This is a genomic window from Nonomuraea sp. NPDC051298, from assembly GCF_055586305.1.
This window is the reverse complement of record NZ_JBVJIM010000002.1, coordinates 804,318-826,965: the sequence shown is the minus strand read 5'-3', so window position 1 is coordinate 826,965 and position 22,648 is coordinate 804,318. Positions and strand designations below refer to the sequence as shown.

Genomic DNA, 22,648 nt, shown 5'->3' with positions numbered 1-22,648 from the left:
CCGAGCGCGATCGGCTCATCGACCCCAGCGAGGGCGACGGCCCCAATGACGTCTCCCGCCCTTCACGAGATCCCAAAGTTCCCACAGCGTCCACGGGGCTCGACGAGCGCAGTGAGCCAGCCGGTCATAGGCGGCTCGGCCCAGGTGTCGCGGAGGCCACGGAGGGGGCGGCGCACGTTCCCACCGACCCCATCAGACCCCACCGAACCACCATCGAACCCAAGTCACACCAGGATCAAGAAACGAGGTGACATGACCATGCTCGCAGTCATCGCGGCCGTCATCTTCGGGTTGGGCTTCCTGCTCGACCTGGTAGGCGCGTCGATTCCCGGCGGGTTCTCCGGCATGACGTTCGTCCTGCTGGGGCTGACTCTGCTGGCTCTGCACCAGGCGGGGGTCGGCACGGCCGGTATCCGCACCGGGTCCGGCAAGTGGCGCGGCCGCGCCCGCCGGTAGGCGGCGTCATCGAACGGCGTAATCGAACGGCGGGGTCGAAGGGTCAGGTCTTGCCGGGGAAGCGCATGACGACCGTGCTGCCGCCGTTCCCGGTCCGCAGGGTCAGCTCTGTGGCCAGCAGGCGGGCCACCCACAGGCCCATCCCGCCCACCGCGCCGGGTCTTGGGCCGGGCTGCCACGTGCCCCCGTCGTGCACCTCGATGACCAGGTCGCCGTCGGCGGCCCAGGAGCGCAGGCGCGCGTCGGCGGCCCCGTGGGTGACGGCGTTGGTGGCCACCTCGTTGACGGCGATGACGAAGTCGGCGACGGCCTCGTCGGGCATGTCGACCGCGCGGGCCTCGTCCTCGGCGAAGCGCCGCACTTCGGGCAGGTCTGGCAGCCGGAAGGTGAGTTGTCTGACGGGTGCGCCGGGTGGCGGTCCCGGCATGGGCGTGGCGGGCGGCGGGCCTGTCAGGGGCGCATCAGGTGGCGGGCCCATCACGGGCGTGCCAGGTGGCGGACCTGTCACGGGCGCACTGGCCGGTGGTCTCGGCGTGGGCGTGCCGGGTGGCGGGGCCACTGCGGGCGTGCCGGGTGGCGGGGCCACTGTGGGCGTGCCGGGTGGCGGGGCCGTGTGGCCCGACGGAGGCTCGACGTCCTCGTTCACCCGGCGACCGTCCTCCCTAGCCGACCAGCTCCGCCCGTAGCTGGTCGAGAACCTTGCGGAGGATGCGCGAGACGTGCATCTGGGAGATGCCGAACTCGGCCGCGATCTCGGCCTGTGTCATGTTCCCGAAGAACCGCAGCAGCAGGATGTGCTTCTCGCGGGACGGGAGCGCGTCGATGAGCGGCTTGACGGCCTCCCTGTCGACCATGGTGCTCAGCGTGTCGTCGTCCTCCGGGATGACGTCGCCGAGCGAGGCGGCGTCGTCGTCGGTGCCCAGGGGCGCGTCCAGCGAGAGCGTGCTGTAGGCGGCGGAGGCGTCGAGCGTCAGCAGGACGTCCTCCTCGCTGATGTTCATCTTGGCGGCCAGCTCCGCCACGGTCGGGGACCTGCCGAGGTCCTGGCTGAGGTCCGCGACCAGCCGGTTCAGCTCGGAGCGCCGCTCCTGGTAAAGCCGGGGCACCCGGATGGCCCAGGTACGGTCACGGAAGTGCCGTTTGACCTCGCCGGTCATCGTCACCACCGCGTAGCCCCTGAACGCGTGGCCGAGGCTCGGGTCGAAGCCGTTGACGGCCTTCATCAGACCGACGTACGCGGCCTGGAGGAGATCCTCCAGCGGTTCGCCGCGGTAGCGGTAGCGCCGTGCGATCTCCATGGCGAGCGGCCTGTGCATCTCGACGATGCGTTCGCGCAGGCGCTCCTTGTGACTGTCGGGTGTCTGCTCCCCGGCCATCTCGGCCAGGAGTTCTTCCGCGGTCATCTCCTCGAGGACGTATTCCTGCACAGCCATCGCTGCTCCTCATATGGATCGCAGGCGGCCTCCGGCAAAGCAAAAAAGCCCATGCAGAGGCACGCCTCGCTCTGGTCTCGAGACCGAAGCCCTCTGCTGGACTTCGCCTCCAGTATCCCCCCCTGTGGCGCGAAGTATTCCTCGATCGCGCGGGACAGTAGGGTTGCTCCGTGACAATGCCGGAGAACGGCGGGGAGCCGGTGGCGGCCCTGCGCCTGACGTCGTCGACTGTCGACGGGATCACCGTGGTCAGGGTCGACGGCGTGCTCGACGCCACGACACGCGCGCAGTTCGCCGACCATCTGGCGATGGCGGGCTCAGACCTGATCCTCGACCTGGCCGGGGTGACGTTCATGGACTCGCGCGCGCTCGGGCTGATCGTGCACCACTGGCAGACGAGCCTGGCGGCGGGGGCCACGTTCGCGCTGATCGGGGTCGAGTACTCCAAGTCCAAGGTGATGTGGATCACGGGGCTGGCGCAGCGGCTGCCGCTCTACGACACGCTGGACGACGCGCTGGCCGCCCGCAAATAGGGCCCCGCCCACAAAGTCCCGCCCGCAAACAGGATCCGCCCGCGAACGGGGTCCGGAGCAGGGTCAGCGGCCGGAAGACTTGCGCTGGTGCTCGTCCACCAGGAGCCTGGCGAGGTCGGCCACCTTGACCTGGTGGTGCTGGGAGATCCGGCGCAGCTCCTCGAAGGCGGCCTCGGCGGTGCACCCGCTGGTCTGCATGATGAGGCCCTTGGCCTGGTCGATGACCGCCCGTCCGGCCAGGGCCTCCTGGAGCTGCGCGGCGTCGGTACGCACCTCCTCGAACTCCCAGATGTTCGCCATGGCCACGCCGACCTGCTCGGCCAGCATGTCGGCGAGGAAGCCGGCCCCCTGGGGGGAGAACGCCCCCGGGCGTACCGAGTAGAGCCCGACGACCAGCAGCGCGGGCGGCGCCTCGATGGGCACGACGAGCGCCGAGCGCACGCCCCAGCGGGTGGCCAGCGCGTCGTAACGCGGCCAGCGCGTCTCTTTGAGCACATCTGTCACTGTGGCGCGCCCGCCGCTCTGCCTGGCCTCGATGGAGGGGCCCTCCCCCAGCTCGCGTTCGCCCTCGACGAGCAGGATCAGCTCGCTGTGCGAGCCGGAGACCAGCACCCGGTGGTCGCGCCAGTGTTCGGCGGAGGCCCCCGAGCAGCCGGGTACGCCCGCCGCCAGCGCCGTGGTGAGACCGCGCAGCACGCTCTCCGTCGAGGTGCCCTCGCCCAGCCTGCCCAGCGCGGCGAGATCGCGGGCGAGACCGGGGGTGATCATAGCGGTCGATTCCATGGTGAAAGGGTTCTACCCGGCTGATTCCATAGCAAGATGCTTCTACCCCTTATGGCTGGCATTATCCCGGGTGGCGTAGCGTCAGACCATGACCATGCCGGACCTCGAACACGCCCTGGACGCGCTGACCGCACGCGTGTCCTCGTTGCATGACGCGAGGGCCGCATACCCCGCCGACCTGGCGCCCACGCTCGACGCCGCGCTGGCCGAGCTGGACACCGCCGCCGAGTTGCTGGCCGAGGCCCGCGAGGAGCTGCGCAAGGCGCCCAAGCGCGCGGGCGGCAAGAAGGACGGCACGCAGCGGGAGCTGAAGCTGCTGCGCCAGGTCCTGCGGGCCTTCCCGGTGCCGGTCATCGTGCTCGACGGCGGCGGTGTGGTCAGGCGGATCAACCCCGAGACCGCGCGCCTGCTGGGCAGCCCCGACGGCTATCTCGTGGGCCGGTCGTTCCCGCTGCTGGTGGACGTGTCGCGGCGGGCGGCGTTCCGCTCGCACCTGACGTCGGTGCTGCAGACCGGGCAGCCGACGGCGTTCGAGACCAGGCTGGCGCACCAGGGGCGCACGCACACCGTGCAGCTCGCGCTGACCAGGCTGACGATGCCGGGCGAGCCGCAGCAGATGGTGGCGGCGGTGGCGCTGCCGACCGAGGTGCGGCTCCCCGAGCCGGGCGCGCGGCGGCCCGAGCTGACCGACGGCGCGCTGCTGCTGGCCGCGGCCAGGCGGCAGGACCTGCTGACCAGGATGGCCGGGCTGCTGCTGGACGAGGAGGCGCTGCTGCGCCCGGTCGCGCTGCAGCGGGCGATGCGGCTGCTGGCGGCGGAGTGGGCCGACTGGGTGATCGCCGACATGGTACGCGACGGGACGCCGCGCCGTTCGTCCGTCATGGCGCCCAAGGATCAGCCGCTGGGCGACCTCGTACGGCAGGTGGAGTCGGCCGATCCAGCGGGCGGCCAGGTGGTGGCGCAGGTGCTGGAGCGCGGCTCCGGCGTCGTGCTGGAGATGGTGGACGACGAGACGCTGCTCGGCTTCTGCGCCGAGGGGCCGCTGCTGACGGCGATGGGCGCGGGGTCGCTGGTGTGCGTGCCCATCGGGCGTTCCGACGGCGTGCTGACGCTCGTGCGTACGCTCGACAAGCCCCCGTACGCGCTGGCCGACCTGGCCGTCATGCAGGAGGTGGGCCTGCAGATCGGCCTGGCCGTACGCGCGCAGGGCAGCTTCCAGAGCCGTTCGCGGGCCGCCGACGCGCTGTCGGCCAGCGTCGCCCCGCGCAACCTGCCCGACGTGCCCGGCTACGAGGCGGCGGCCGTCTACCACCCGGGATCCTCGGTGGGGGCCGAGTTCTACGACGTGTTCCCCGTCGCGCACGGGTGGGGGTTCGCGCTGGGCGGGGCGGCGGGCAAGGGCGAGGAGGCGGCCTCGGTCAGCGCCATGGTACGCGGCGGCCTGCGGGTGCTCAGCGTCTGGGAGTCCGATCCCGACCTGGTGATGCGCAAGGTCAACGAGGCCCTGGTCGCGCAGGGCACGGGCATGTTCGTGATGGCGGTGGCGGGGTTCGTCAGAGGGCGCGAGATCCGGCTGTCGTCGGCCGGGCACCATCCTGCGGCGATGCTCCAGCCGGACGGCGGTGTGCGCTTCACCGCGGGCGGCGGGGTGCCGCTGGGCATCTCGCCGGAGGCGGAGACCGAGGTGGAGACGCTGACGGTGGCCGCGGGGGAGACGCTCGTGCTCTATTCGGAGGGCCTGGTCTCCTCGCGCGACGAGCGCGGCGAGCCGTACGGGGAGGAGCGGCTGGCCGACGTGCTCAGCCGGTGCGCGGGGCAGTCGCCGTCCACCGTGGTCAAGACGGTGGAGGCGGACCGGCACGCGTTCTCGGGAGGCCGGGTCTGGGATGAGATCGTGGTTTTCGCGCTCCGAGGTGTCTGATCTGCGGTGGTTTGCGATCGCCGGATACCTGGGTATGGTCGAAATCGGAGAACGACGTGCCTAAGACGCAGGCACACCTTCGAGGCTTTCCACGCTGAGGTGTGCCATGAATATCGCGATCGTCGCTTCCGCCAACGGCAACCAGCGCCATCGCATCGTGTCGGTGGCCCGCGAGCTGGGCCGCGAGCACCACGTCACCATCTACTCCCGCCGTGACAGCGCGGAGGGCAAGCCCAAGACGCGGGTGGCCCCGGGAGTCACGCTGGAGCACATCGACGCAGGCCCGGCCAAGGAGCTGGCCGCCGACGACCTGGTGCCGTACCTCAACGAGGTGGGCAACCAGCTCATGCGGCGCTGGAGCCAGGACCGGCCGGACGTCATCCACGCGCACTCGTGGACCGGCGGGCTGGTCGCGGTGGCGGGGGCCGAAGGGCTGGGCGTCCCGGTGACACAGACGTTCCACACGGTCGACGCCACGCACCTGGAGCTGGAGCGGGCGCTCGGCCGCCGGGCCGACGCGGTCATCGCCGGCTCGGGTGACGAGGAGTCGGCGCTGATCCGGCTGGGGGTGCCGCGCGGCAACATCGCCGTGGTGCCGTACGGCGTGGACACGGAACGCTTCCAGCGCCGTGGCCCGATCGCCACGCGGGGCACGCGCAAGCGCCTGCTGCACCTCGGGCCGCTGACGATCGAGCGCGGCGCGCACACCGTCGTACGCGCGCTGCAGGGCCTCGACGACGTCGAACTCGTCATCGCGGGCGGGCCCGAGCCCGAGGAGCTCGACGAGGACAGGGACGCGCGCCGCCTGCGCGCGCTGGCCGACCAGCTCGGCGTGGCCGACCGGGTGACGCTGCTCGGCCAGGTGAAGCGGGCCGCGGTGCCCAAGCTGATGCGCAGCGCGGACGCCGTGGTGACGGTGCCGCGCGAGGCCGTGACAGGGGTCGTCGCGCTCGAGGCGATGGCCTGTGGCGTGCCCGTGATCGCCTCTGCCGTGGGGGCCCACCTCGACTCCATCATCGACGGCGTCACCGGCCTGCTGGTGCCGCCGGACCGGCCCGCGCGCACCGCGCGGCTGGCCCGCGAGCTGCTGTACGACCCCACGCTGCGGACCGCGCTCGGCTACGCGGGCGCCGACCGGGCGCGCTCGCGCTACTCGTGGGAGCGGGTGAGCCAGGAGCTGGTACGGGTCTACGAGGCCACCCGCGCCTGACCCTTCCACCCGCCTGGTCCGGCGTGGGAAGGGCTGAGCGAAGGCGAACCGGCGAGGCGCGAAAATCGAGGGGCGCCGGGCGATGAGTTTCCGTCGCCGTACCGGTCTGCACAGCAGACGCGAAAAAGGAGCCTTCACATGTCCCACACCCTTGAGGTGCCCGGCGCCGTCCTGCACTACGACGTGCGCGCGGCCGAGGCGAGCGGCAGGCCGGTCCTGCTCATGGTCGGGTGCCCGATGGACGCCACCGGGTTCACCGCCCTGGCCGGTCTCTTCCAGGACCGTACGGTGGTGACGTACGACCCGCGCGGCATCGGCCGGAGCGAGCGGACCGACGACGCCCGCGAGTCGACGCCCGACCAGCACGCCGACGACCTGCACCGGCTGATCGAGGCGCTCGGCGCCGGGCCGGTGGACGTGTTCGGCAGCAGCGGCGGGGCCGTCAACGGGCTGGCGCTGGTGGCCAGGCATCCCGAGCAGGTGCGTACGCTGGTCGCGCACGAGCCGCCGGCCGCCCAGGCCCTGCCGGACCGGGAGAACGCGCTGGCCGCCGTGCTGGACATCCGCCGGGCGTACGAGCGTGACGGGTTCGGCGCGGCGATGGCCAAGTTCGTCGCGGTCACCGGTCTGCGCGGCGAGATCCCCGCCGACTTCGCCGACCGGCCCGCCCCGAGCATCCCCGGGATGCCGGAGCACGACGACGGCACCGGGAACGACCCGTTGTTCGGGCAGAACCTCATCGCCGTCACCCACTACGAGCACGACTTCGGCGCGCTGCGCGCCGCCTCGACGCGGGTCGTGATCGCGGTGGGCGCCGAGTCGGAGGGCGAGATGGCGCGCCGCTCGGGCGAGGCGGTCGCCGAGCGCCTCGGTACGAAGCCCGTCGTCTTCCCCAGCCACCACGGCGGCTTCATGGACGACACGTTCGGCATGGCCGGCGAGCCGGAGGCGTTCGCCGTCAGCCTGCGTCAGGTCCTCGACGACTAGCCTGCCGCGCCGCCGCCGGACCCCGAGCCGCCTTCAGGCCCCGGGGTCGGCGACGAGCAGGTGGGCGGCCTTGAGGCCCAGGTGCACCGCCAGCCGGTCGTCGCCGTCGGAGAGGTCGCGGTGCGTGAGCCGTTCGGCCTTGCCCAGCCGGTAGTAGAGCGTCTGGCGGTGCACGCCCAGCTCGGCGGCCGTCTTCTGGACGTGCCCGCCGCGGTCGAGGTAGACCTCCACGGTCTGGGCCAGCTCGGCGTCGAGCGCCGCGGTCTCGGCGGCCAGCTCGCGCAGGTCGGCCTGGCCGAGGCGGGCCAGCAGCCGGTGCACGCCCAGGTCCTCCCAGCGGGCGACCGGCCCGTAGCGGGGGAAGTGCTCGGCGACGCGCAGCGCCTGACGGGCCTCGCGCCAGCTCAGCCAGGCGTCGGCCGGGTCGGACCTGGCGGCGCCGAGGCCGGCCGCGGTGCCGTACGCGCCGCGCATGGTCTGGGCCACCTCACCCGCGAGGTGGGCGGGGGCGAGCAGGGCGACCGGCGAGCCTGGCCTGGCCAGGACGCCGCGCGGCAGCGTCCAGAGGGCGGCCACGCGCTCCTGCGACTCGCGTACGGCGATGGCCGCCACCGGGCCGCTCACCTCCAGCGAGACGCCGGCGCGTTCCTCGGGGTCGGCCGAGAACAGGGCGCGCAGGCCGCGTCCGAGGTCCTGCCTGCTCCTGGCCTCCTGCGCGAGTTCGGCGGCGGCCCTGGCCACCAGCGGCGCGGCGGTGGCGAGCCGCGCGTCGGTCAGCTCGCCCGAGTCGAGCAGCCACAGGTAGCCGTAGGTGACGTCGGCGTGGCGCAGCGGCCAGCAGACTCTGGCCAGGACCTTCAGCTCGGCGTCGGCGGGGATCCTGACCGGGCCGCCGGCGCGGGCGATGCCGTAGCGCTCGAAGTAGTCGCGCACCTCGCCGCTGGCCCGCCGGCGCAGGATCGACTCCTGGCGGACCGTGTCGATGTCGCCGTGCTGCGCGCCGTAGGCCAGCAGCCGGAACGAGCGGTCCTCCAGCGTCGCGGACGCCCCCAGGCGGGCGGCGATCTCGTCGACGATCTCTTGTAGGTCTGCCGAGTTGTGCATTTGTACGACAGCCTCCCACACCCGGCGTTACGCGCGTCGATGGCCCCCTCTGAGCTGCGTTTTTACACTTGGGGGCATGCTGGGTCAACTGCTGCTCGCCGCTTCCAGGAGCGGTGCCGTACGCCGCGCCGTGTCGGGTTTCACGCCCACGAAGAAGGTCGTGAAGCGGTTCGTCGCGGGTGAGAGCGTCCAGGAGGCCCGCGACGCCGTCGAACGGCTGCGCGACGCCCGGCTCGCCGTGACCGTCGACCACCTCGGCGAGGAGACCCTCGACGCGCGGGACGCCGAGGCCACCGCCGACGCCTACCTCGCGCTGCTCCAGGCGATCAGGCCGCTGGGGCTCGGCTCCCGGGGCGAGGTGTCGGTCAAGCTGTCGGCCGTCGGGCAGCGGCTCGACGACGCCATGGCGCTCGAGCACGCCCGCGAGATCTGCGCCGCCGCCGCGGCCGGCGGCTCCACCGTCACGCTCGACATGGAGGACCACACCACCGTCGACTCGACGCTGTCGATCCTGCGCAAGCTGCGGGAGGACCATCCGGCGACGGGCGTGGCGATCCAGGCGTACCTGTTCCGCAGTGAGCAGGACTGCCGCGACCTGGCCTCGGAGGGCTCCCGCGTACGGCTGGTCAAGGGTGCCTACCGCGAGCCCGCCTCGGTCGCCCACCAGGGCAGGGCCGCCGTCGACCGGGCGTACGCGCGATGCCTGCGCATCCTCATGGCGGGGCAGGGGTACCCCATGGTGGCGACGCACGACGACCGCATGATCGCGATCACGGAGCTGCTCGCCGACCGGTTCGGGCGGGCGATCGGCGACCACGAGTTCCAGATGCTCTACGGAATCAGGACCGACCGGCAGGAGGCCCTGGCCGGGGCCGGTCACACGGTCCGCGTCTACGTGCCGTACGGAGACGACTGGTACGGCTACTTCATGCGCCGCCTGGCGGAGCGGCCGGCCAACGTCGCCTTCTTCCTTCGTGCCCTTGGGGGTAAGTAAATGGATGCCATCAGCAACGTTCCCGTGCCCGCGAACGAGCGCGTGTCCGGCTACGCGCCCGGCAGCAGCGAGCGGGCGGCGCTGGAAGACCGCATCAAGGAGCTGGCCGGGTCGTCGCTCGACCTGACCATGACGATCGGCGGCGAGCAGCGCCTCGGCGGCGGCGCCCCCATTGACGTGGTTCAACCGCACAACCACGCCGCTGTCCTGGGCCGTACCAACGACGCTACGGCCCAGGACGTGCAGGACGCCGTCGACGCGGCGCTGCGGGCCGCGCCCGCCTGGCGGGCGTTGGCGTTCGACGAGCGGGCGGCGATCTTCCTGAAGGCGGCCGACCTGCTGTCGGGCCCGTGGCGGGCGACGCTGAACGCGGCGACCATGCTGGGCCAGTCGAAGTCGGTGCAGCAGGCGGAGATCGACGCGGCCTGCGAGCTGATCGACTTCCTCCGGTTCAACGTGGCCTACGCCCGTCAGCTCTACGCCGACCAGCCGATCTCGTCGCCTGGCGTGTGGAACAGGATGGAGTACCGGCCGCTCGAAGGGTTCGTGCTGGCGATCACGCCGTTCAACTTCACGGCCATCGCCGGGAACCTGCCGACGTCGGCCGCCCTGATGGGGAACGTCGTCGTCTGGAAGCCGTCGCCCACCCAGCAGTTCGCCGCGCACTTCACGATGCGGCTGCTGGAGGCGGCCGGGCTGCCCCCCGGGGTGATCAACCTGGTCACCGGCGACGGGCAGGCCGTCTCCGCGGCCGCGCTCACCCACCCGGCGCTGGCCGGCGTCCACTTCACCGGCTCGACCGCGACGTTCCAGCACCTGTGGCACACGATCGGCACGAACATCTCCGGCTACCGCACCTATCCGCGCCTGGTCGGGGAGACCGGCGGCAAGGACTTCGTGCTCGCCCACCCCTCCGCCGACCCGGCGGTCCTGACCACGGCGCTGGTCAGGGGCGCGTTCGAGTACCAGGGGCAGAAGTGCTCGGCCGCCTCGCGGGCGTACGTGCCGCGCTCGGTCTGGAACCGCCTGCGTGACGACTTCGTCTCCGCGGCCGAGTCGCTGACCGTGGGCGACGTCACGGCCGACGTGTCGACGTTCATGGGCGCGGTCATCGACGGACGGGCCTTCGCCAAGCACAAGGAGGCCATCGACCGGGCGCGGGCGGCCTCGAACATCGACGTGCTCACCGGCTCGTACGACGACTCCGTCGGCTACTTCGTCAAGCCGACCATCATGGAGTGCGCCGACCCCGCCGACGAGATCTTCGTCAAGGAGTACTTCGGGCCGATCCTCGGCGTGCACGTCTTCGAGGACCGCGACTTCGACAGGGTGCTCGACCAGATGGAGGGCGTCGCCCCGTACGCGCTGACCGGGTCGATCGTCGCCCAGGACCGGTACGCGATCGCCGCCGCCGCCGAGCGGCTGCGCTTCGCGGCGGGCAACTTCTACGTCAACGACAAGCCGACGGGCGCGGTCGTGGGCCAGCAGCCGTTCGGCGGCGGGCGCGCCTCGGGCACCAACGACAAGGCCGGCTCGATCTTCAACCTGACGCGCTGGGTGAGCGCCCGCGCGATCAAGGAGACGTTCGTGCCTCCGACCGACCACCGCTACCCGCACATGGGCTGAACACCCCTCCTCAGCCCATCTACGGCGAGAGCCCCCGGCCTGCCCCGGGGGCTCTCGGCGTTCCGTCCAGGGCGCGGCGCCCCTCTGCTTCGCCGGTGGACGTGGCGTAATGTGCAATGACCGTGTCGTTGACGCCATGGGCGGGTCCCGCCCAGCATGAAGACATGCAACGACGGGTCCTGATCGTCGTCTTCCCCGGGTTCCAGCTCCTCGACATGGCCGGCCCCGCCGACGTGTTCGCCACGGCCGGGCTGCTCGCGCCGGAGCATCCGTACGCGGTGGAGGTGGTGGCGCCGGGGGGCGGGGCCGTACCGGCGGGCAACGGCGTCACGGTGACCGCCGCCGCGCTCGGCGAGACCACGGGCCCGGTCGACACGCTGCTGGTGGCGGGCGGTCCCGCGCTGCCCGCGCGGCTGGCCGACCGGGAGCTGGTCGCGGGCGTCGCCCGTCTGGCCGCCGGCGCCCGCCGGGTCGCCTCGGTCTGCAACGGCGCGTTCCTGCTGGCGGAGGCCGGGCTGCTGGACCGCCGCCGGGCCACCACGCACTGGCTGTCGGCCGGGGAGCTGCAGAGCCGGTACGCGGGCGTCGAGGTGGACGCCGAACCCCTCTACATCGAGGACGGCCACGTCTGGACCTCCGCCGGCGTGCTGTCGGGCGTGGACCTGGCGCTCGCACTGGTGGCCAGGGACCACGGCCACGCCCTGGCCGGCGACGTCGCCCGCGGCCTCGTGGTCTACCTGCACCGGCCGGGCGGGCAGAGCCAGTTCAGCGTGCCCATGCGGGCCATGACGCCGCGCAGCGAGCCGCTCAGGGAGTTGCAGACCTACATCGACGCGAACCCGGGCGCCGACCTGAGCGTGCCCGCGCTCGCCGTACGCGTCGGGATGAGCGCGCGCCACTTCTCGCGCGTCTTCACCGAGCAGACCGGCCTGCCCCCCGGCCGGTACGTCGAGCGCAGCCGCGCCGACACCGCCAGGCGGCTGCTGGAGCTGACCGGCCTGCCCCTGGAGGCGGTGGCCAGGGAGTCGGGGCTGGGCTCGCCGGAGACGCTCTACCGCGTCTTCCGGCGGCACTGGCGGGTCTCGCCGGGCGACCACCGCCGCAGATTTCAGTCGAAGGAAAGGTGAGACGACATGCACATCGCGATTCCGCTCTACCCCCGGTTCACGGCGCTCGACGCGGTGGGGCCGTACCAGGTGCTGTCCTTCGCGCCGGGCTGCACGGTCACGTTCGTGGCCGCCGAGCCGGGGCCCGTCGGCGACGACCACGGAACGTTCCTGCTGACCGCCACGGCCTCGTACGAGGACGTGCCCGCGCCGGACGTGATCGTGGTCCCCGGCGGCAGCGGCACGTTCGAGTCGCTGGCGGACGCGGACCTGGTCGCCTGGATCAGGCGGGCCGACCGGCACACCCGGTGGACGACGTCGGTGTGCAGCGGCTCGCTCCTGCTCGGCGCGGCCGGGCTGCTGCAGGGGCTCAAGGCCACCTCCCACTGGGCGCTGCTCGACGAACTGCGCCGCTACGGGGCCGAGCCGGTGAGCGAGCGCGTGGTCACCTCCGGCAAGACCGTGACGGCGGCGGGGGTGTCGGCGGGCATCGACATGGCGCTGACGCTGCTGGCCCAGGCCAAGGACGTGGAGACGGCGCAGAGCGTGCAGCTCCTGATCGAGTACGACCCGCAGCCGCCGTTCGACACCGGCTCGCCCAGGTCGGCCCCGGAGGGCCTGGCCGAGCGCGCCCTCAGCCTCCTCCCCTCACCGACGCAGTCCTGACCGGCACTCCCCTGGATCTTCGCCGCGCCGTCCGGTTCCGCGCTCAGCGGTCGCGGACGGCGCCCAGGGGGAGGACGTCGAAGTGCACGATCACGTGCCCGGCCGGCTCCTCCCCCTCGGGGTGCTCGTCCTGCCGCTCGTCCGACAGCGCCCGGTAGCGCTCCAGCACCCCGAACACCTCGTCGCGCATCCGCGCCGTCTCCTCCGCCGTGAGCCGCAGGGACCGCCGCCCGAACCCGCCGGCCTGGACCCACTCCTCCGGCGCCCGGTCGCCCTCCTGCCGCCACCGGGACAGCTCCGCGCCGCGCTGGCGTACGAGGTCGTCGAGCAGGTAGTCGAGCGCGCCGGCCGCCTCGGGGTCGGCGGGCGGGCCGCCGAAGGAGAAGCCGCCGGGCGTGACCCGCCAGTACTTCTCCTTGCCCCGCCCCATCCCCTGCACCACCTCGATCATGCCGTGCTTGGCCAGCTCTCGCAGGTGGTAGCTGGTCGCGCCGCTGTTCTGCGCCAGGAGGGCGGCGAGCCGGGTCGCCGTGGAGGGGCCGTTCTCGTCGAGAAGCTCGTAGATCCGCAGCCGCATGGGGTGCGCGAAGGACTTCAGGGCGTTCGCGTCGAGCGTACGGGCGGAGAAGCTCTTGATCTGCATCCCGTGCAAGCCTATCTTTGCAAAGAAACGTATGCACACTTTCCCTTACACACTATCGGAGTGAGACGTGGCCGGTCTTGGGCGATCGTTCGCCTTCCTGTGGTCGTCCACCGCCCTGTCCAACCTGGCCGACGGCGTGCTGAAGGTCGGCGCGCCGCTGCTGGCCGTGTCGATGACGCGCTCCCCTGCCCTGGTCTCCCTCGTCGGGGCCGCGGCCACGCTGCCCTGGCTGGCGCTGGCGCTGCACGCGGGGGCGCTGGCCGACCGGGCCGACCGCCGCCGGATCATGGTCAGGGCCAACCTCGTACGCGCCGCGATCCTCGGCACCGCCACGCTGCTGGCCGCCCTCGGCCTGCTCAACCTGTGGCTGCTGCTGGCCGCCGTGCTGCTGGCGGGGGTGAGCGAGGTCTTCGCCGACCTCTCCGCGCAGTCCATCCTGCCCATGGCCGTCCGCACGAACGACCTGACCAGGGCGAACGGCCGCGTCTCCACGGCCCAGATGATCGGCAACGACTTCGTCGGCGCCCCCGTGGCGGGCCTGCTGGTGGTGTCGCTGCCCGCCGCCCTCTACGGGGCGCCCGCCCTCCTGTACGCCCTCGCGGGGCTGCTCCTGCTGGGCATGCGGGGCGCGTACCGGGTGGACGGCCCGCGGGAGCGGCGGCCGATGCGCGCGGAGATCGCCGAGGCCCTGCGCTACCTGTGGTCCCATCGCGTCCTGCGGAGCCTGGCGATCACCGCGGGCCTGCTCAACTTCGCCAACTCCGCCTACTTCGCCGTGTTCGTGCTGTGGGCGGTCGGCGACGGGTCCGCCATCGGCCTGGCGCCCGGCGAGTACGGCCTGATGACCACCGCCTTCGCAGTCGGCGCCGTGCTGGGCTCGCTGCTGTCGGGCCGGGCGGCGGCCTGGTTCGGCGAGTTCAGGGCGCTGCTCGGCAACTGGCTGCTCAGCAGCCTGCTGCTCCTGGTGCCGGTGCTGGCGCCGTCGCCGTGGGCGCTCTACCCGACGGCCGTCCTGTGGGGGCTGATCGGCGCGGCGGGGAACGTCCTGGTGATCTCGGCCAGGCAGCGGCTGATCCCGCCGGAGCTGCTCGGCCGGGTCAACTCGGCCTACCGGCTCGTCGGGATGGGCGGCATGCCGGTCGGAGCGGCTCTGGGAGGCGTCGTGGCCGAGTTCGCGGGGCTCGCGGCCGTCCTCGTGGGCGCCACGGGAGTATGTCTGGCGGGGGTCTTCCTGGTGTGGCGCGCCCTGTCGGACCAAATTTCTGGGCCTCTGACCAGCGCGCCTACACTTTCCGACATATCCAGATCACGTTAGGCACCCTAGAGCCTGGGTGGAAGTGACATGATTATCCCCGAGCTTGAGGGGATGGTATGCGGCAGATCGGCGGACGGTATCTCCTGAACGAGGAGGCCGGTCGTGGGGGTATGGGAGTCGTCTGGCGGGCGTTCGATCAGCTCCTCCACCGTACGGTGGCGCTCAAGGAGCTGACCTTGGCCGGTGAGGTCGAGATGGTGCGCCGCCGGGTGTTGCGTGAGGCCAGGATGGCCGCCGGGCTGACGCATCCCAACATCGTCACGGTGCACGACCTGATCGAGGAGGGCGGCAAGCTCTGGATCGTGATGGAGTACCTCGACGGGCTCTCGTTGCACCAACTGCTCTCCCAGGTGGGCACGCTGCCCGCGCAGTCGGTGGTGGCGATCGGGCAGCACCTGCTCGCGGCGCTGCGCACCGCGCACCAGGCGGGCGTGCTGCACAGGGACGTCAAGCCCGCCAACGTCATGCTGACCGGTGACCGCGTGGTGCTGACGGACTTCGGCATCGCAACCGCCGAGGGCGACATCCGCATGACGACCTCGCGGCGTCTGCGCGGCACGCCCGCGTTCATGGCCCCCGAGCGCCTGCACGGCGGCCCGGCCAGCAAGGAGGCCGACATGTGGTCCTTCGGGGCCACGCTCTACAGCGCGATCGAGGGTCAGCCGCCCTACCCCGGGCAGGACGCCGCGACGGTGCTCGGGATGGCCAGGAGCGGCCCCTACCCGCCGCCCCGGCGGGCCGGGGTGATGCGGCCGCTCATCGAGGGGCTGCTGCACCGCGACCCGGTGCGCCGGTTCACGCCCGAGCAGACGGCCGGGTTGCTGGCGGGCATGCGGGCCAGCGCGTACCAGGCGGCCATCTGACGGCGCGCCGCGCACAAGGCCGCTATCTGACGACGCGCCGCGTACCAGGCGGCCATCTGACGACGTGCCGCGCACCAGGCGGCCGTCCGACGTGCGGGGCGGCGACCACCTGCCCCGCCTGAGCGCCCGCGGAAACGTGCCGGGCGCTCACGACAGACGACAGCGCCGCGGCTAGTCCGCCTTCTGGGCGCGGGCCTCGGCCTCGGCGGCGTCCATGGCCGCCGCCTCCTCCGGCGTCGGAGCCGAGCCCCCGAGGTGGGCCGGCTGCCACCACACCCCCGGCGGCACCTCCGGATAGGTGCGCTGCGCCCGGTCGACCAGCTCCGACAGCCGCCGGTGCAGGTCGGCCGTGTGGTCGTTGACGTTCTCGCCCCGCTTGGGATAGATCGGCTCGCCCACCAGGATGGTGAGCGGCACGTGCCGCTGCAGCAGCTTGCGCGGGCGTCCCTTGGTCCACAGCCGCTGGCCGCCCCACAGCCCGACCGGGATGACGGGCGTGCCGGTCGCCTGGGCCATCCGGATGGCGCCGCTCTTGATCTCTTTGACGGTGAACGAGCGGCTGATCGTGGCCTCGGCGAAGACGCCCACCACCTCGCCCGCCTTCAGCATCCGCAGCGCCGTGGCGTACGAGCCGGCCCCGGCCCCCCGGTCCACCGGGATGTGGTGCATGCCGCGCATCAGCGGCCCCGAGACGGGGTGCTCGAACACGTCGTGCTTGGCCATGAAACGCACCAGCCGCTTCGAGGGCAGCGCGGCGAACCCGGCGAAGATGAAGTCGAGGTAGCTGACGTGGTTGCTGACCAGCACCGCTCCCCCCGACCGCGGCACGTGCTCGGTCCCCTCCATGTGGAAGCGGATGTCGAGCACGCGAAAGAGGGTCCGCGCGGCGGCGATCACCGGCGGGTACACGATCTCAGCCATGAAGCAGACCGTAACCTACTCAGGCGGGTTTGACGGTAGTCGGGAGGCTGACCATGCCCCTGACATTGCCCACGCCCAGTACCAGGCGGCGCAGAGCAGGTGGGTGGTGGTCTCCGCGCCCGCGCCGATCACCCGCCGAGCGAGACGATGCCCTTGACGCCCTCCTCCGACATCTGGCCCTCGGGGTCGTAGGCGAGCACGAGGCTGGAGTCGCGCCGCACGTTCGCCCGTTCCGACGGCGGCACCCCACCAGCTCGGAGATCACGTCGAGCGGCAGCCTCGCCGCGAGGTCACGGGCGAAGTCGAACGTCCCCCGCTCCGTGGCCCGCTCGATGTGGCCGCGGACGATCTGCCTGATCATGGGTTCGAGTGCGGCCACCCTGCGCGGCGTGAAACCGCGCGAGACGGCGGCGCGCATGCACGCCGCCCACGCTACGACGCTTGCGCGGTCGTGAAAACGGGCAGATGTTGTGACCATGAAGAAGCTCATCAACGCGGCCGACTCGGTCGTCGCCGACGCGCTCACCGGCGTGGCCGCGGCCCATCCGTCGCTGAGCGTCCGCGACCAGGTGGTCTACCGCGCCGAGGGCCCGCGCCCCGGGAAGGTGGGCCTGGTCTCCGGCGGCGGCTCCGGCCACGAGCCGCTGCACGTGGGCTTCGTCGGCCACGGCATGCTCGACGCCGCCTGCCCCGGCGAGATCTTCACCTCCCCCGGCCCCGACCCGATCATCGCGGCCACCACGGGCGTGGACGGCGGCGCCGGGGTGCTGCACATCGTCAAGAACTACACCGGCGACGTGCTCAACTTCGAGATGGCCGCCGAACTGGTCGAGGGCGTCGAGGTGGTCAGTGTGCTGGTGGACGACGACGTCGCCGTCCAGGACTCCCTCTACACGGCGGGCCGCCGCGGCACCGGGGCGACCGTCTTCGTGGAAAAGATCGCGGGCGCGCTGGCCGAGGAGGGCGCGCCGCTGACCGAGGTGGCGGCCGTGGCGGGCGAGGTGAACGAGCGCAGCCGCTCGTTCGGCATCGCGCTGACCTCCTGCACTCCCCCGGCCGCGGGAAAGCCCATCTTCGACCTGCCGGAGACGGACGTGGAGCTGGGCATCGGCATCCACGGCGAGCCGGGGCGGGCCCGGGTGCCCATGGCGTCGGCGCACGAGCTGGCCGGGGTGGCGATGGAGGCCGTCCACCGCGACCTGCCGCTGCGCGGCGACCTGCTGGTGCTGGTGAACGGCATGGGCGGCACCCCGCTCCTGGAGCTGTACGTGGTCTTCGCGGAGGTGGTGGCGTTCGCCGAGGGCAAGGGGGCACGCGTGGCCCGGTCGCTGGTGGGCAACTATGTGACGAGTCTCGACATGCAGGGTTTCTCCGTCTCGATCTGCCTGCTCGACGACAGGCTGACCGGCCTGTGGGACGCACCGGTCGAGACACCCGCGCTGCGCTGGGGGCGATGATGGACACCGAGTTGTTCGTGGCCTGGTTCGAGGAGGCCGCCAGGCTGATCCACCGCGACCGCGACCGGCTGACCCGGCTCGACGCGGCGATCGGCGACGCCGACCACGGCACGAACCTCGACCGCGGCCTCACCGAGGTCCGCAAGGTGCTGGCCGACTCGGCGCCGGGCTCGGCCGCGGAGGTGCTGACGACGGCGGGCACGACGCTGATCCGCCGGGTCGGCGGCGCCTCCGGCCCGCTGTACGGGTCTGCGTTCCGGCAGATGGGCAGGACGCTGACGTCGCCGGTGACGCTGGCCGGGTTCGCCGGCGCGTTCGAGGAGGGCGTGGTGGCGGTCGAGCGGCTGGGCAAGGCCGCCCTGGGCGACAAGACCATGGTGGACGCGCTGGCCCCCGCCTCCCGCGCGCTGGCCCTGGCCGTACGCGACGGGGTGGGCGTGCGCAAGGCGCTCGACCAGGCGGCGCTCGCGGCCGTCGACGGCGCCAAGAGCACGATCCCCATGCAGGCCAGGCGAGGGCGGGCCAGCTACCTCGGCGAACGCAGCATCGGGCACGAGGACCCCGGCGCGGCCTCGGCGGCGCTGTTCATGGAGGCGCTGGCCACGGTGGCGGGATGACGTCCCCAGGTGACGCCGGCCGGACGGCGGGATGACGGCGGCGGGCAGATGTCGGTGCGATGGCGGGACGGCGTGATGGTGGGAGTCGTGCTGGTCTCGCACAGTGCGGGGCTGGCGGCCGAGGCGGTGGCGCTGGCCAGGGGCATCGCGGGCGAGGACGCGCCCATGGCGGCGGCGGGCGGCACGCAGGAGGGCGGGCTGGGCACGAGCGTGGACCTCGTCGAGGAGGCCGTGCGCCGCGTCGACCGGGGCCACGGCGTGGTGCTCATCCCCGACCTCGGCAGCTCGGTGCTGACCGCCCGGCTGCTGGCCGAGGCCGAACCGGGGGTGGTCGTGGCCGACGTGCCGTTCGTGGAGGGGGCCATCGCGGCGGCGGTGGCGGCGGGTGCGGGCGCTTCGCTGGCCGACGTCCTGGCCGCGGCGGAGGAGGCCCGTACCTACCGCAAGCTCTGACCCCCCCGGGCCCTCTCCCCCTCAGTGGCCTTTGAACGCCTCCTCCAGCCACCACGAGCCGTGTTCGCGCGTCACCTTGGCGTGCACCAGCAGCGGACGGTCGCGCGGACCGTCCAGCCACTCCGACACTCCCGCCAGGTCCGCCCGCCGAGTGACGGTCACGGCGGCCAGGCCGTGGCCCCTGGCGATGGCCGCCAGGTCGGCCGGGGGGAACGTGACGGTGCCGAGCGGGTGACCGTGCGGGCCGAAGTGGTGCACCTCGGCCCCGTACGCCTCGTCGTCGTAGACCACGATCACCATGGGAAGCCCGAGCCGGACCACGGTCTCCAGCTCGGCCAGGCCCATGAGGGCGCCGCCGTCGCCCAGCGCGGCCACCGGGAGCCGGTCGGGGCGGGCCACGGCCGCGCCGATCGCCGTGGCCAGGCCGAGCCCGATCGACTGGAACGCCTGGGTGAAGCAGAAACCTCCCTCGTCCGGGACGTCCATGAACATCGACGGGTAGCCCATGAAGTTTCCCGAGTCGATGGCGAGGACGCGTTCGCTCGGCAGGAGGCCGTCCAGGGCGATCGTCAGCGTCCGGGGGTCGATCCTGCCGTCGCCGCTCTCGTCCTCGTACGGGACCGCCTGCCAGCGTCCCTCGTCCCTGATGCGGGCGGCCAGCGCGGGCGAGCGGTAGCCCGCCTTCCCCGGCGTGAGACGGGCCGCCGCCGACCGGGCGACGTGCGCCACGTCGCCCACCACGCCCAGGTCGGCCGGGACGTGCGTCTTGAGCGCCGCCGCGTCGAGGTCGACCTTCGCCACCGTCGCGCCCGGTGAGATGAGGGAGCCGTGGCGGGTGGTCCACATGTTCAGGGCACACCCCCAGGCGACGACGAGGTCGGCGGCCCGGATCAGCTCGGCGGTCAGGGGCGTGGCGAAGCCGCCGGACACGTCGAGGTCCCACGGGCTGCCCCGGAAGAGCCCCTTGGCCACCGCGGACGTGGCCAGCAGCGCGCCCGTCCGCTCCGCCAGATCCACCAGCTCCCGGCGCGCGTGCCGGGCGCCGCGCCCGGCCACGAACACCGGCCGCTCCGCCGCCGCCAACGCCCCGGCCAGCTCGGCGACGCCGCCCACCGCCTCCTCGCCGGGCGACCCCCCATCCGCGCCGGACCAGGGCGACGGCAGGGGCCGGGTGGGAAGGTCGAGAGCGCCGTCGTACGGGGCCGCCTGGACGTCGAGGGGCAGGTTGAGCAGCACGGCCCGGCGCTCCTCCACCGCCACCCGATACGCCGCCACGACCTGCGCCACGGCCTGCGCGCTCCCCGTGACCCGCATCGGCACCGCGCCCACCGCCGCCGCCAGCCCCGCCTGGTCGATGTGGAAGTTCGACCGGACCTCCGTGGCCTCACCGGCCACGACGATCAGCGGGGTGCGGCTCTTGGCGGCCTCGGTGAGGCCGGTCATCGCGTTGGTGAGCCCCGGCCCCTGGTGCACCGACACGATCCCGGCCCGCCCGCTCATCCTGGCGTACGCGTCGGCCATGGTGGCGGCCCCGCCCTCGTGGCGGGCGGCGACGAAGCGCGCGCCGGCGGCCACGAGGGCGTTGGTGACGTGGAAGTTGCCGCTGCCGACCACTCCGAAGACGGTCTCGGCGCCGCAGGCGGCCAGGGCCCGGCCGACCGCCTCGGCGACGATCAACGTTCCACCAGGGCGAGCACGCGTACCGGGCTGCCCGAGCCGCCCACGATGGGCAGCGGCGGCGCGACCACGACGGCGCCGGTCACCGGCAGGCGGTCGAGGTTGCGGAGCTGGGTCAGTCCGTACTTGCCCGCGCCCAGCAGGAAGGAGTGGCAGGGGAAGGCCGGGTCGAAGGAGTGCGCGGCGCCCGCGTCGGTGCCCACGGTCTCGACGCCGATGCCGAGTACGGGGGTCTCGGACGCCAGCCACCGGGCGCACTCCACCGAGACGCCGGGGGTGTGGGGCCCGCTCTCGTCGGCGTTCAGGAAGGCGGCCTGGTCGGTGGAGCGGGCGTCCCAGCCGGTGCGGTAGAGCAGCCAGCCGCCGTCGGGGAGCGGGCCGTTGACCCGCTCCCACTCCTTGACGTGGTCGACCTGCAGGAGGAAGTCGGGGTCCTTGGACGCCTCGGCGGCGAGGTCGAGCACCACGGCGGGCGCGATGAGGCTGCGCGCGGGCACCTCGGAGACGTCCTGCCCGTCGCGGGCGGTGACCCAGTGGACGGGCGCGTCGAAGTGCGTGCCGGTGTGTTCGCCCAGGTGGAGGTCGTTCCAGTACCAGGCGGGGCCGCGGTCGTCGTAGCGGCTGATCTCCTCCAGCCGGAACGGGATCGTGTTGCCGAACGGCTCGGGCAACTGGAGGATCGGCGTGTCCGCCGTGAGGGGCGCGGTCAGGTCGATCACCTCGATCGCCCCGCTGCGTACGCTGTCCACAAAGCTCTGCAACACCGACATTTCTTCCTCCTTGGTGGGCTGAGCGCATCCTCCTACGCCCGCCCTACCAGTGCAAACACCGCTGTCAGCGGAGAAGCGGCGGCCCGGGGGGCGGCGGGCGGCCTCAGGAGCCGCCGTCCCTCCCGAGCAGGTCCTGTTCCGGCGGGCCCTGCGCGGGAGGGGTCTGGCCCGGCGGCGTCTGACCAGGTGGGGTCTGCTGCGGATTGGTCTGGCCGGGCGGCGTCTGACCGGGAGGGGTCTGACCAGGGGGCGTCTGCGCGGGAGGGGTCAGGCCGGGCGGCGTCTGGCTGGGGACGGTCTGCTGCGGCGGCGTCCCGGCGGGAGGGGTCGGGACGGGGTCGGAGGGGAGGGGGTCCTGCGGCAGGGCGGACTCGGTCTCCGTCACCGTGACCGTGGGCTCGGGCTCGGGCTCGGCCGCCGTCGTCTGCGCGCCGAAGCCCACGAACACGCCCAGCAGGAAGCCCAGCAGCGCGGCCAGCCCCGCGACGAGCACGATGATCGGCGGGCTGCTCGTCGCCGGAGGGTACGCGGGGTACTGGTCAGGGGGAGGGGGCCCGTACATCACGGACCAAGCCTGCCATCCCTGTCAACGACGGAGATAGTCGTCAGCGATGCAGATAGTCAACGAGCGACGCCTTCTCCGTCTCCAGCTCCTCGATGGCGCTCTTGACCACGTCGCCGATGCTGACGATGCCGACGAGCCTGCCGTTCTCGACCACGGGCAGGTGACGGAAGCGCTGCGTGGTCATCGTGCGCCGCACCGAGTCGACGTTCTCGTGCGGCCCGACCGTGGTGACCTCGGTGGTCATGATGGCCGAGACCGGCAGGTCGAGAACGGCCGCGCCGCGGTCGTGCAGGCGGCGCACGACGTCACGCTCGGAGACGATGCCCCCGATGGTGACCCCGTCGGAGGAGACGACGACGGCTCCGATGTTGTGCCCGGACAGCTCGGCGAGCAACTCCCGGACGGTCGCCCCAGGCGCCACGGTCGTCACGTCACTGCCTTTGTTACGAAGGATCGTTCCGATGAGCATGTGCACCACCTCTTTCCCTCATATTCCAAGCCTGCGTCCAGGCAAACAAGCCGGGGGGCGGGGAGTCAACCCGGGGCCC

General features: G+C 72.7%; 24 protein-coding genes. 14 read left to right on the top strand and 10 right to left on the bottom strand.

Features of this window, described 5'->3' with window-relative positions; all coding sequences use genetic code 11:
• Positions 1 to 252 precede the first annotated feature (252 nt).
• On the top strand, positions 253 to 456 hold the full coding sequence (locus ACZ6S0_RS09105) for a hypothetical protein (RefSeq protein ID WP_465914904.1): 204 nt from the start codon (positions 253 to 255) through the stop codon (positions 454 to 456).
• Between the two features lie 43 nt (positions 457 to 499).
• Here ACZ6S0_RS09105 and ACZ6S0_RS09100 read toward each other — a convergent pair whose 3' ends face one another.
• Entirely contained in the window at positions 500 to 883 is a 384-nt protein-coding gene (locus tag ACZ6S0_RS09100) for an ATP-binding protein (RefSeq protein ID WP_465914902.1), read from the bottom strand.
• A 235-nt stretch (positions 884 to 1,118) separates the two neighbouring features.
• Positions 1,119 to 1,889, bottom strand: a complete 771-nt coding sequence (locus ACZ6S0_RS09095) for a SigB/SigF/SigG family RNA polymerase sigma factor (protein ID WP_344888212.1) — start codon at positions 1,887 to 1,889, stop codon at positions 1,119 to 1,121.
• 176 nt (positions 1,890 to 2,065) lie between these two features.
• Between ACZ6S0_RS09095 and ACZ6S0_RS09090 the strand changes: the two genes are divergently transcribed.
• A complete protein-coding gene (locus ACZ6S0_RS09090; protein ID WP_465915240.1) occupies positions 2,066 to 2,422 on the top strand; it encodes an STAS domain-containing protein in 357 nt (118 codons plus the stop codon).
• 63 nt (positions 2,423 to 2,485) lie between these two features.
• Here ACZ6S0_RS09090 and ACZ6S0_RS09085 read toward each other — a convergent pair whose 3' ends face one another.
• Positions 2,486 to 3,205 carry an ANTAR domain-containing protein gene (locus ACZ6S0_RS09085; protein WP_465914899.1) on the bottom strand — a complete coding sequence of 240 codons (720 nt, stop codon included), beginning with the start codon at positions 3,203 to 3,205 and terminating at the stop codon, positions 2,486 to 2,488.
• Positions 3,206 to 3,293: 88 nt separating this feature from the next.
• Here ACZ6S0_RS09085 and ACZ6S0_RS09080 point away from each other — a divergent pair, with 88 nt between their 5' ends.
• The 3 genes from ACZ6S0_RS09080 to ACZ6S0_RS09070 all read left to right on the top strand — a co-directional run bounded on the left by ACZ6S0_RS09080 (position 3,294) and on the right by ACZ6S0_RS09070 (position 7,323).
• The gene (locus ACZ6S0_RS09080) at positions 3,294 to 5,126 is read left to right on the top strand and encodes a PP2C family protein-serine/threonine phosphatase (protein ID WP_465914897.1); all 1,833 of its coding nucleotides are present in this window, start codon (positions 3,294 to 3,296) and stop codon (positions 5,124 to 5,126) included.
• Between the two features lie 106 nt (positions 5,127 to 5,232).
• On the top strand, positions 5,233 to 6,336 hold the full coding sequence (locus tag ACZ6S0_RS09075) for a glycosyltransferase (protein ID WP_465914894.1): 1,104 nt from the start codon (positions 5,233 to 5,235) through the stop codon (positions 6,334 to 6,336).
• A gap of 138 nt (positions 6,337 to 6,474) precedes the next feature.
• Positions 6,475 to 7,323: an alpha/beta fold hydrolase gene (locus ACZ6S0_RS09070; RefSeq protein WP_465914892.1), complete on the top strand. Its 849-nt coding sequence runs from the start codon at positions 6,475 to 6,477 to the stop codon at positions 7,321 to 7,323.
• A gap of 33 nt (positions 7,324 to 7,356) precedes the next feature.
• Here the strand turns inward: ACZ6S0_RS09070 and ACZ6S0_RS09065 are convergent, their stop codons facing one another.
• The gene (locus ACZ6S0_RS09065) at positions 7,357 to 8,427 is read right to left on the bottom strand and encodes a PucR family transcriptional regulator (RefSeq protein WP_465914890.1); all 1,071 of its coding nucleotides are present in this window, start codon (positions 8,425 to 8,427) and stop codon (positions 7,357 to 7,359) included.
• Positions 8,428 to 8,503: 76 nt separating this feature from the next.
• On the opposite strand from ACZ6S0_RS09065, the gene ACZ6S0_RS09060 reads away from it, so the two are divergent.
• From ACZ6S0_RS09060 to ACZ6S0_RS09045, 4 genes are all read left to right on the top strand, one after another.
• The gene (locus ACZ6S0_RS09060) at positions 8,504 to 9,421 is read left to right on the top strand and encodes a proline dehydrogenase family protein (protein ID WP_465914888.1); all 918 of its coding nucleotides are present in this window, start codon (positions 8,504 to 8,506) and stop codon (positions 9,419 to 9,421) included.
• The gene (gene pruA / locus ACZ6S0_RS09055; protein ID WP_465914886.1) at positions 9,422 to 11,047 is read left to right on the top strand and encodes an L-glutamate gamma-semialdehyde dehydrogenase; all 1,626 of its coding nucleotides are present in this window, start codon (positions 9,422 to 9,424) and stop codon (positions 11,045 to 11,047) included.
• Between the two features lie 164 nt (positions 11,048 to 11,211).
• Complete coding sequence (locus ACZ6S0_RS09050; RefSeq protein WP_465914884.1) at positions 11,212 to 12,174, top strand: GlxA family transcriptional regulator; 963 nt, start codon at positions 11,212 to 11,214, stop codon at positions 12,172 to 12,174.
• A 6-nt stretch (positions 12,175 to 12,180) separates the two neighbouring features.
• Positions 12,181 to 12,819 (top strand): DJ-1/PfpI family protein, encoded by a 639-nt coding sequence (locus ACZ6S0_RS09045; RefSeq protein WP_465914882.1) that lies wholly within the window; start codon positions 12,181 to 12,183, stop codon positions 12,817 to 12,819.
• A 43-nt stretch (positions 12,820 to 12,862) separates the two neighbouring features.
• Here the strand turns inward: ACZ6S0_RS09045 and ACZ6S0_RS09040 are convergent, their stop codons facing one another.
• Positions 12,863 to 13,462 carry an ArsR/SmtB family transcription factor gene (locus ACZ6S0_RS09040; RefSeq protein WP_465914878.1) on the bottom strand — a complete coding sequence of 200 codons (600 nt, stop codon included), beginning with the start codon at positions 13,460 to 13,462 and terminating at the stop codon, positions 12,863 to 12,865.
• Positions 13,463 to 13,529: 67 nt separating this feature from the next.
• Between ACZ6S0_RS09040 and ACZ6S0_RS09035 the strand changes: the two genes are divergently transcribed.
• Both ACZ6S0_RS09035 and ACZ6S0_RS09030 read left to right on the top strand, forming a co-directional pair.
• Positions 13,530 to 14,777 carry an MFS transporter gene (locus ACZ6S0_RS09035; RefSeq protein WP_465914877.1) on the top strand — a complete coding sequence of 416 codons (1,248 nt, stop codon included), beginning with the start codon at positions 13,530 to 13,532 and terminating at the stop codon, positions 14,775 to 14,777.
• 56 nt (positions 14,778 to 14,833) lie between these two features.
• On the top strand, positions 14,834 to 15,640 hold the full coding sequence (locus ACZ6S0_RS09030) for a serine/threonine-protein kinase (RefSeq protein ID WP_465914875.1): 807 nt from the start codon (positions 14,834 to 14,836) through the stop codon (positions 15,638 to 15,640).
• A gap of 171 nt (positions 15,641 to 15,811) precedes the next feature.
• On the opposite strand, the gene ACZ6S0_RS09025 is transcribed toward ACZ6S0_RS09030, so the two are convergent.
• Entirely contained in the window at positions 15,812 to 16,561 is a 750-nt protein-coding gene (locus ACZ6S0_RS09025; protein ID WP_465914873.1) for a lysophospholipid acyltransferase family protein, read from the bottom strand.
• 476 nt (positions 16,562 to 17,037) lie between these two features.
• Between ACZ6S0_RS09025 and dhaK the strand changes: the two genes are divergently transcribed.
• From dhaK to ACZ6S0_RS09010, 3 genes are read left to right on the top strand one after another with little or no spacing between them, the layout of a single operon-like run.
• On the top strand, positions 17,038 to 18,018 hold the full coding sequence (gene dhaK, locus ACZ6S0_RS09020; RefSeq protein WP_465914871.1) for a dihydroxyacetone kinase subunit DhaK: 981 nt from the start codon (positions 17,038 to 17,040) through the stop codon (positions 18,016 to 18,018).
• Positions 18,015 to 18,635, top strand: coding sequence for a dihydroxyacetone kinase subunit DhaL (gene dhaL, locus ACZ6S0_RS09015; protein ID WP_465914869.1), 621 nt, complete (start codon positions 18,015 to 18,017; stop codon positions 18,633 to 18,635). The genes dhaK and dhaL overlap by 4 nt, the downstream gene beginning before the upstream one ends.
• Before the next feature lie 9 nt (positions 18,636 to 18,644).
• A complete protein-coding gene (locus tag ACZ6S0_RS09010) occupies positions 18,645 to 19,088 on the top strand; it encodes a PTS-dependent dihydroxyacetone kinase phosphotransferase subunit DhaM (RefSeq protein WP_465914867.1) in 444 nt (147 codons plus the stop codon).
• Positions 19,089 to 19,109: 21 nt separating this feature from the next.
• Here ACZ6S0_RS09010 and ACZ6S0_RS09005 read toward each other — a convergent pair whose 3' ends face one another.
• The 4 genes from ACZ6S0_RS09005 to ACZ6S0_RS08990 all read right to left on the bottom strand — a co-directional run bounded on the left by ACZ6S0_RS09005 (position 19,110) and on the right by ACZ6S0_RS08990 (position 22,569).
• Positions 19,110 to 20,765: a thiamine pyrophosphate-binding protein gene (locus ACZ6S0_RS09005; protein ID WP_465914865.1), complete on the bottom strand. Its 1,656-nt coding sequence runs from the start codon at positions 20,763 to 20,765 to the stop codon at positions 19,110 to 19,112.
• Positions 20,762 to 21,535, bottom strand: coding sequence for a cyclase family protein (locus ACZ6S0_RS09000; RefSeq protein WP_465914863.1), 774 nt, complete (start codon positions 21,533 to 21,535; stop codon positions 20,762 to 20,764). The genes ACZ6S0_RS09005 and ACZ6S0_RS09000 overlap by 4 nt, the downstream gene beginning before the upstream one ends.
• 103 nt (positions 21,536 to 21,638) lie before the next feature.
• On the bottom strand, positions 21,639 to 22,100 hold the full coding sequence (locus tag ACZ6S0_RS08995) for a hypothetical protein (RefSeq protein WP_465914860.1): 462 nt from the start codon (positions 22,098 to 22,100) through the stop codon (positions 21,639 to 21,641).
• Between the two features lie 40 nt (positions 22,101 to 22,140).
• Positions 22,141 to 22,569: a CBS domain-containing protein gene (locus ACZ6S0_RS08990; RefSeq protein ID WP_465914858.1), complete on the bottom strand. Its 429-nt coding sequence runs from the start codon at positions 22,567 to 22,569 to the stop codon at positions 22,141 to 22,143.
• Positions 22,570 to 22,648: the final 79 nt, after the last annotated feature.

Coding starts and splice junctions, on each gene's coding strand:
- ACZ6S0_RS09105 (WP_465914904.1), top strand. CDS start 253: ATGACCATGCTCGCAGTCATCGCGGCCGTCATCTTCGGGTTGGGCTTC.
- ACZ6S0_RS09100 (WP_465914902.1), bottom strand. CDS start 883: ATGCCGGGACCGCCACCCGGCGCACCCGTCAGACAACTCACCTTCCGG.
- ACZ6S0_RS09095 (WP_344888212.1), bottom strand. CDS start 1,889: ATGGCTGTGCAGGAATACGTCCTCGAGGAGATGACCGCGGAAGAACTC.
- ACZ6S0_RS09090 (WP_465915240.1), top strand. CDS start 2,066: ATGCCGGAGAACGGCGGGGAGCCGGTGGCGGCCCTGCGCCTGACGTCG.
- ACZ6S0_RS09085 (WP_465914899.1), bottom strand. CDS start 3,205: ATGGAATCGACCGCTATGATCACCCCCGGTCTCGCCCGCGATCTCGCC.
- ACZ6S0_RS09080 (WP_465914897.1), top strand. CDS start 3,294: ATGACCATGCCGGACCTCGAACACGCCCTGGACGCGCTGACCGCACGC.
- ACZ6S0_RS09075 (WP_465914894.1), top strand. CDS start 5,233: ATGAATATCGCGATCGTCGCTTCCGCCAACGGCAACCAGCGCCATCGC.
- ACZ6S0_RS09070 (WP_465914892.1), top strand. CDS start 6,475: ATGTCCCACACCCTTGAGGTGCCCGGCGCCGTCCTGCACTACGACGTG.
- ACZ6S0_RS09065 (WP_465914890.1), bottom strand. CDS start 8,427: ATGCACAACTCGGCAGACCTACAAGAGATCGTCGACGAGATCGCCGCC.
- ACZ6S0_RS09060 (WP_465914888.1), top strand. CDS start 8,504: ATGCTGGGTCAACTGCTGCTCGCCGCTTCCAGGAGCGGTGCCGTACGC.
- pruA (WP_465914886.1), top strand. CDS start 9,422: ATGGATGCCATCAGCAACGTTCCCGTGCCCGCGAACGAGCGCGTGTCC.
- ACZ6S0_RS09050 (WP_465914884.1), top strand. CDS start 11,212: ATGCAACGACGGGTCCTGATCGTCGTCTTCCCCGGGTTCCAGCTCCTC.
- ACZ6S0_RS09045 (WP_465914882.1), top strand. CDS start 12,181: ATGCACATCGCGATTCCGCTCTACCCCCGGTTCACGGCGCTCGACGCG.
- ACZ6S0_RS09040 (WP_465914878.1), bottom strand. CDS start 13,462: ATGCAGATCAAGAGCTTCTCCGCCCGTACGCTCGACGCGAACGCCCTG.
- ACZ6S0_RS09030 (WP_465914875.1), top strand. CDS start 14,834: ATGCGGCAGATCGGCGGACGGTATCTCCTGAACGAGGAGGCCGGTCGT.
- ACZ6S0_RS09025 (WP_465914873.1), bottom strand. CDS start 16,561: ATGGCTGAGATCGTGTACCCGCCGGTGATCGCCGCCGCGCGGACCCTC.
- dhaK (WP_465914871.1), top strand. CDS start 17,038: ATGAAGAAGCTCATCAACGCGGCCGACTCGGTCGTCGCCGACGCGCTC.
- dhaL (WP_465914869.1), top strand. CDS start 18,015: ATGATGGACACCGAGTTGTTCGTGGCCTGGTTCGAGGAGGCCGCCAGG.
- ACZ6S0_RS09000 (WP_465914863.1), bottom strand. CDS start 21,535: ATGTCGGTGTTGCAGAGCTTTGTGGACAGCGTACGCAGCGGGGCGATC.
- ACZ6S0_RS08990 (WP_465914858.1), bottom strand. CDS start 22,569: ATGCTCATCGGAACGATCCTTCGTAACAAAGGCAGTGACGTGACGACC.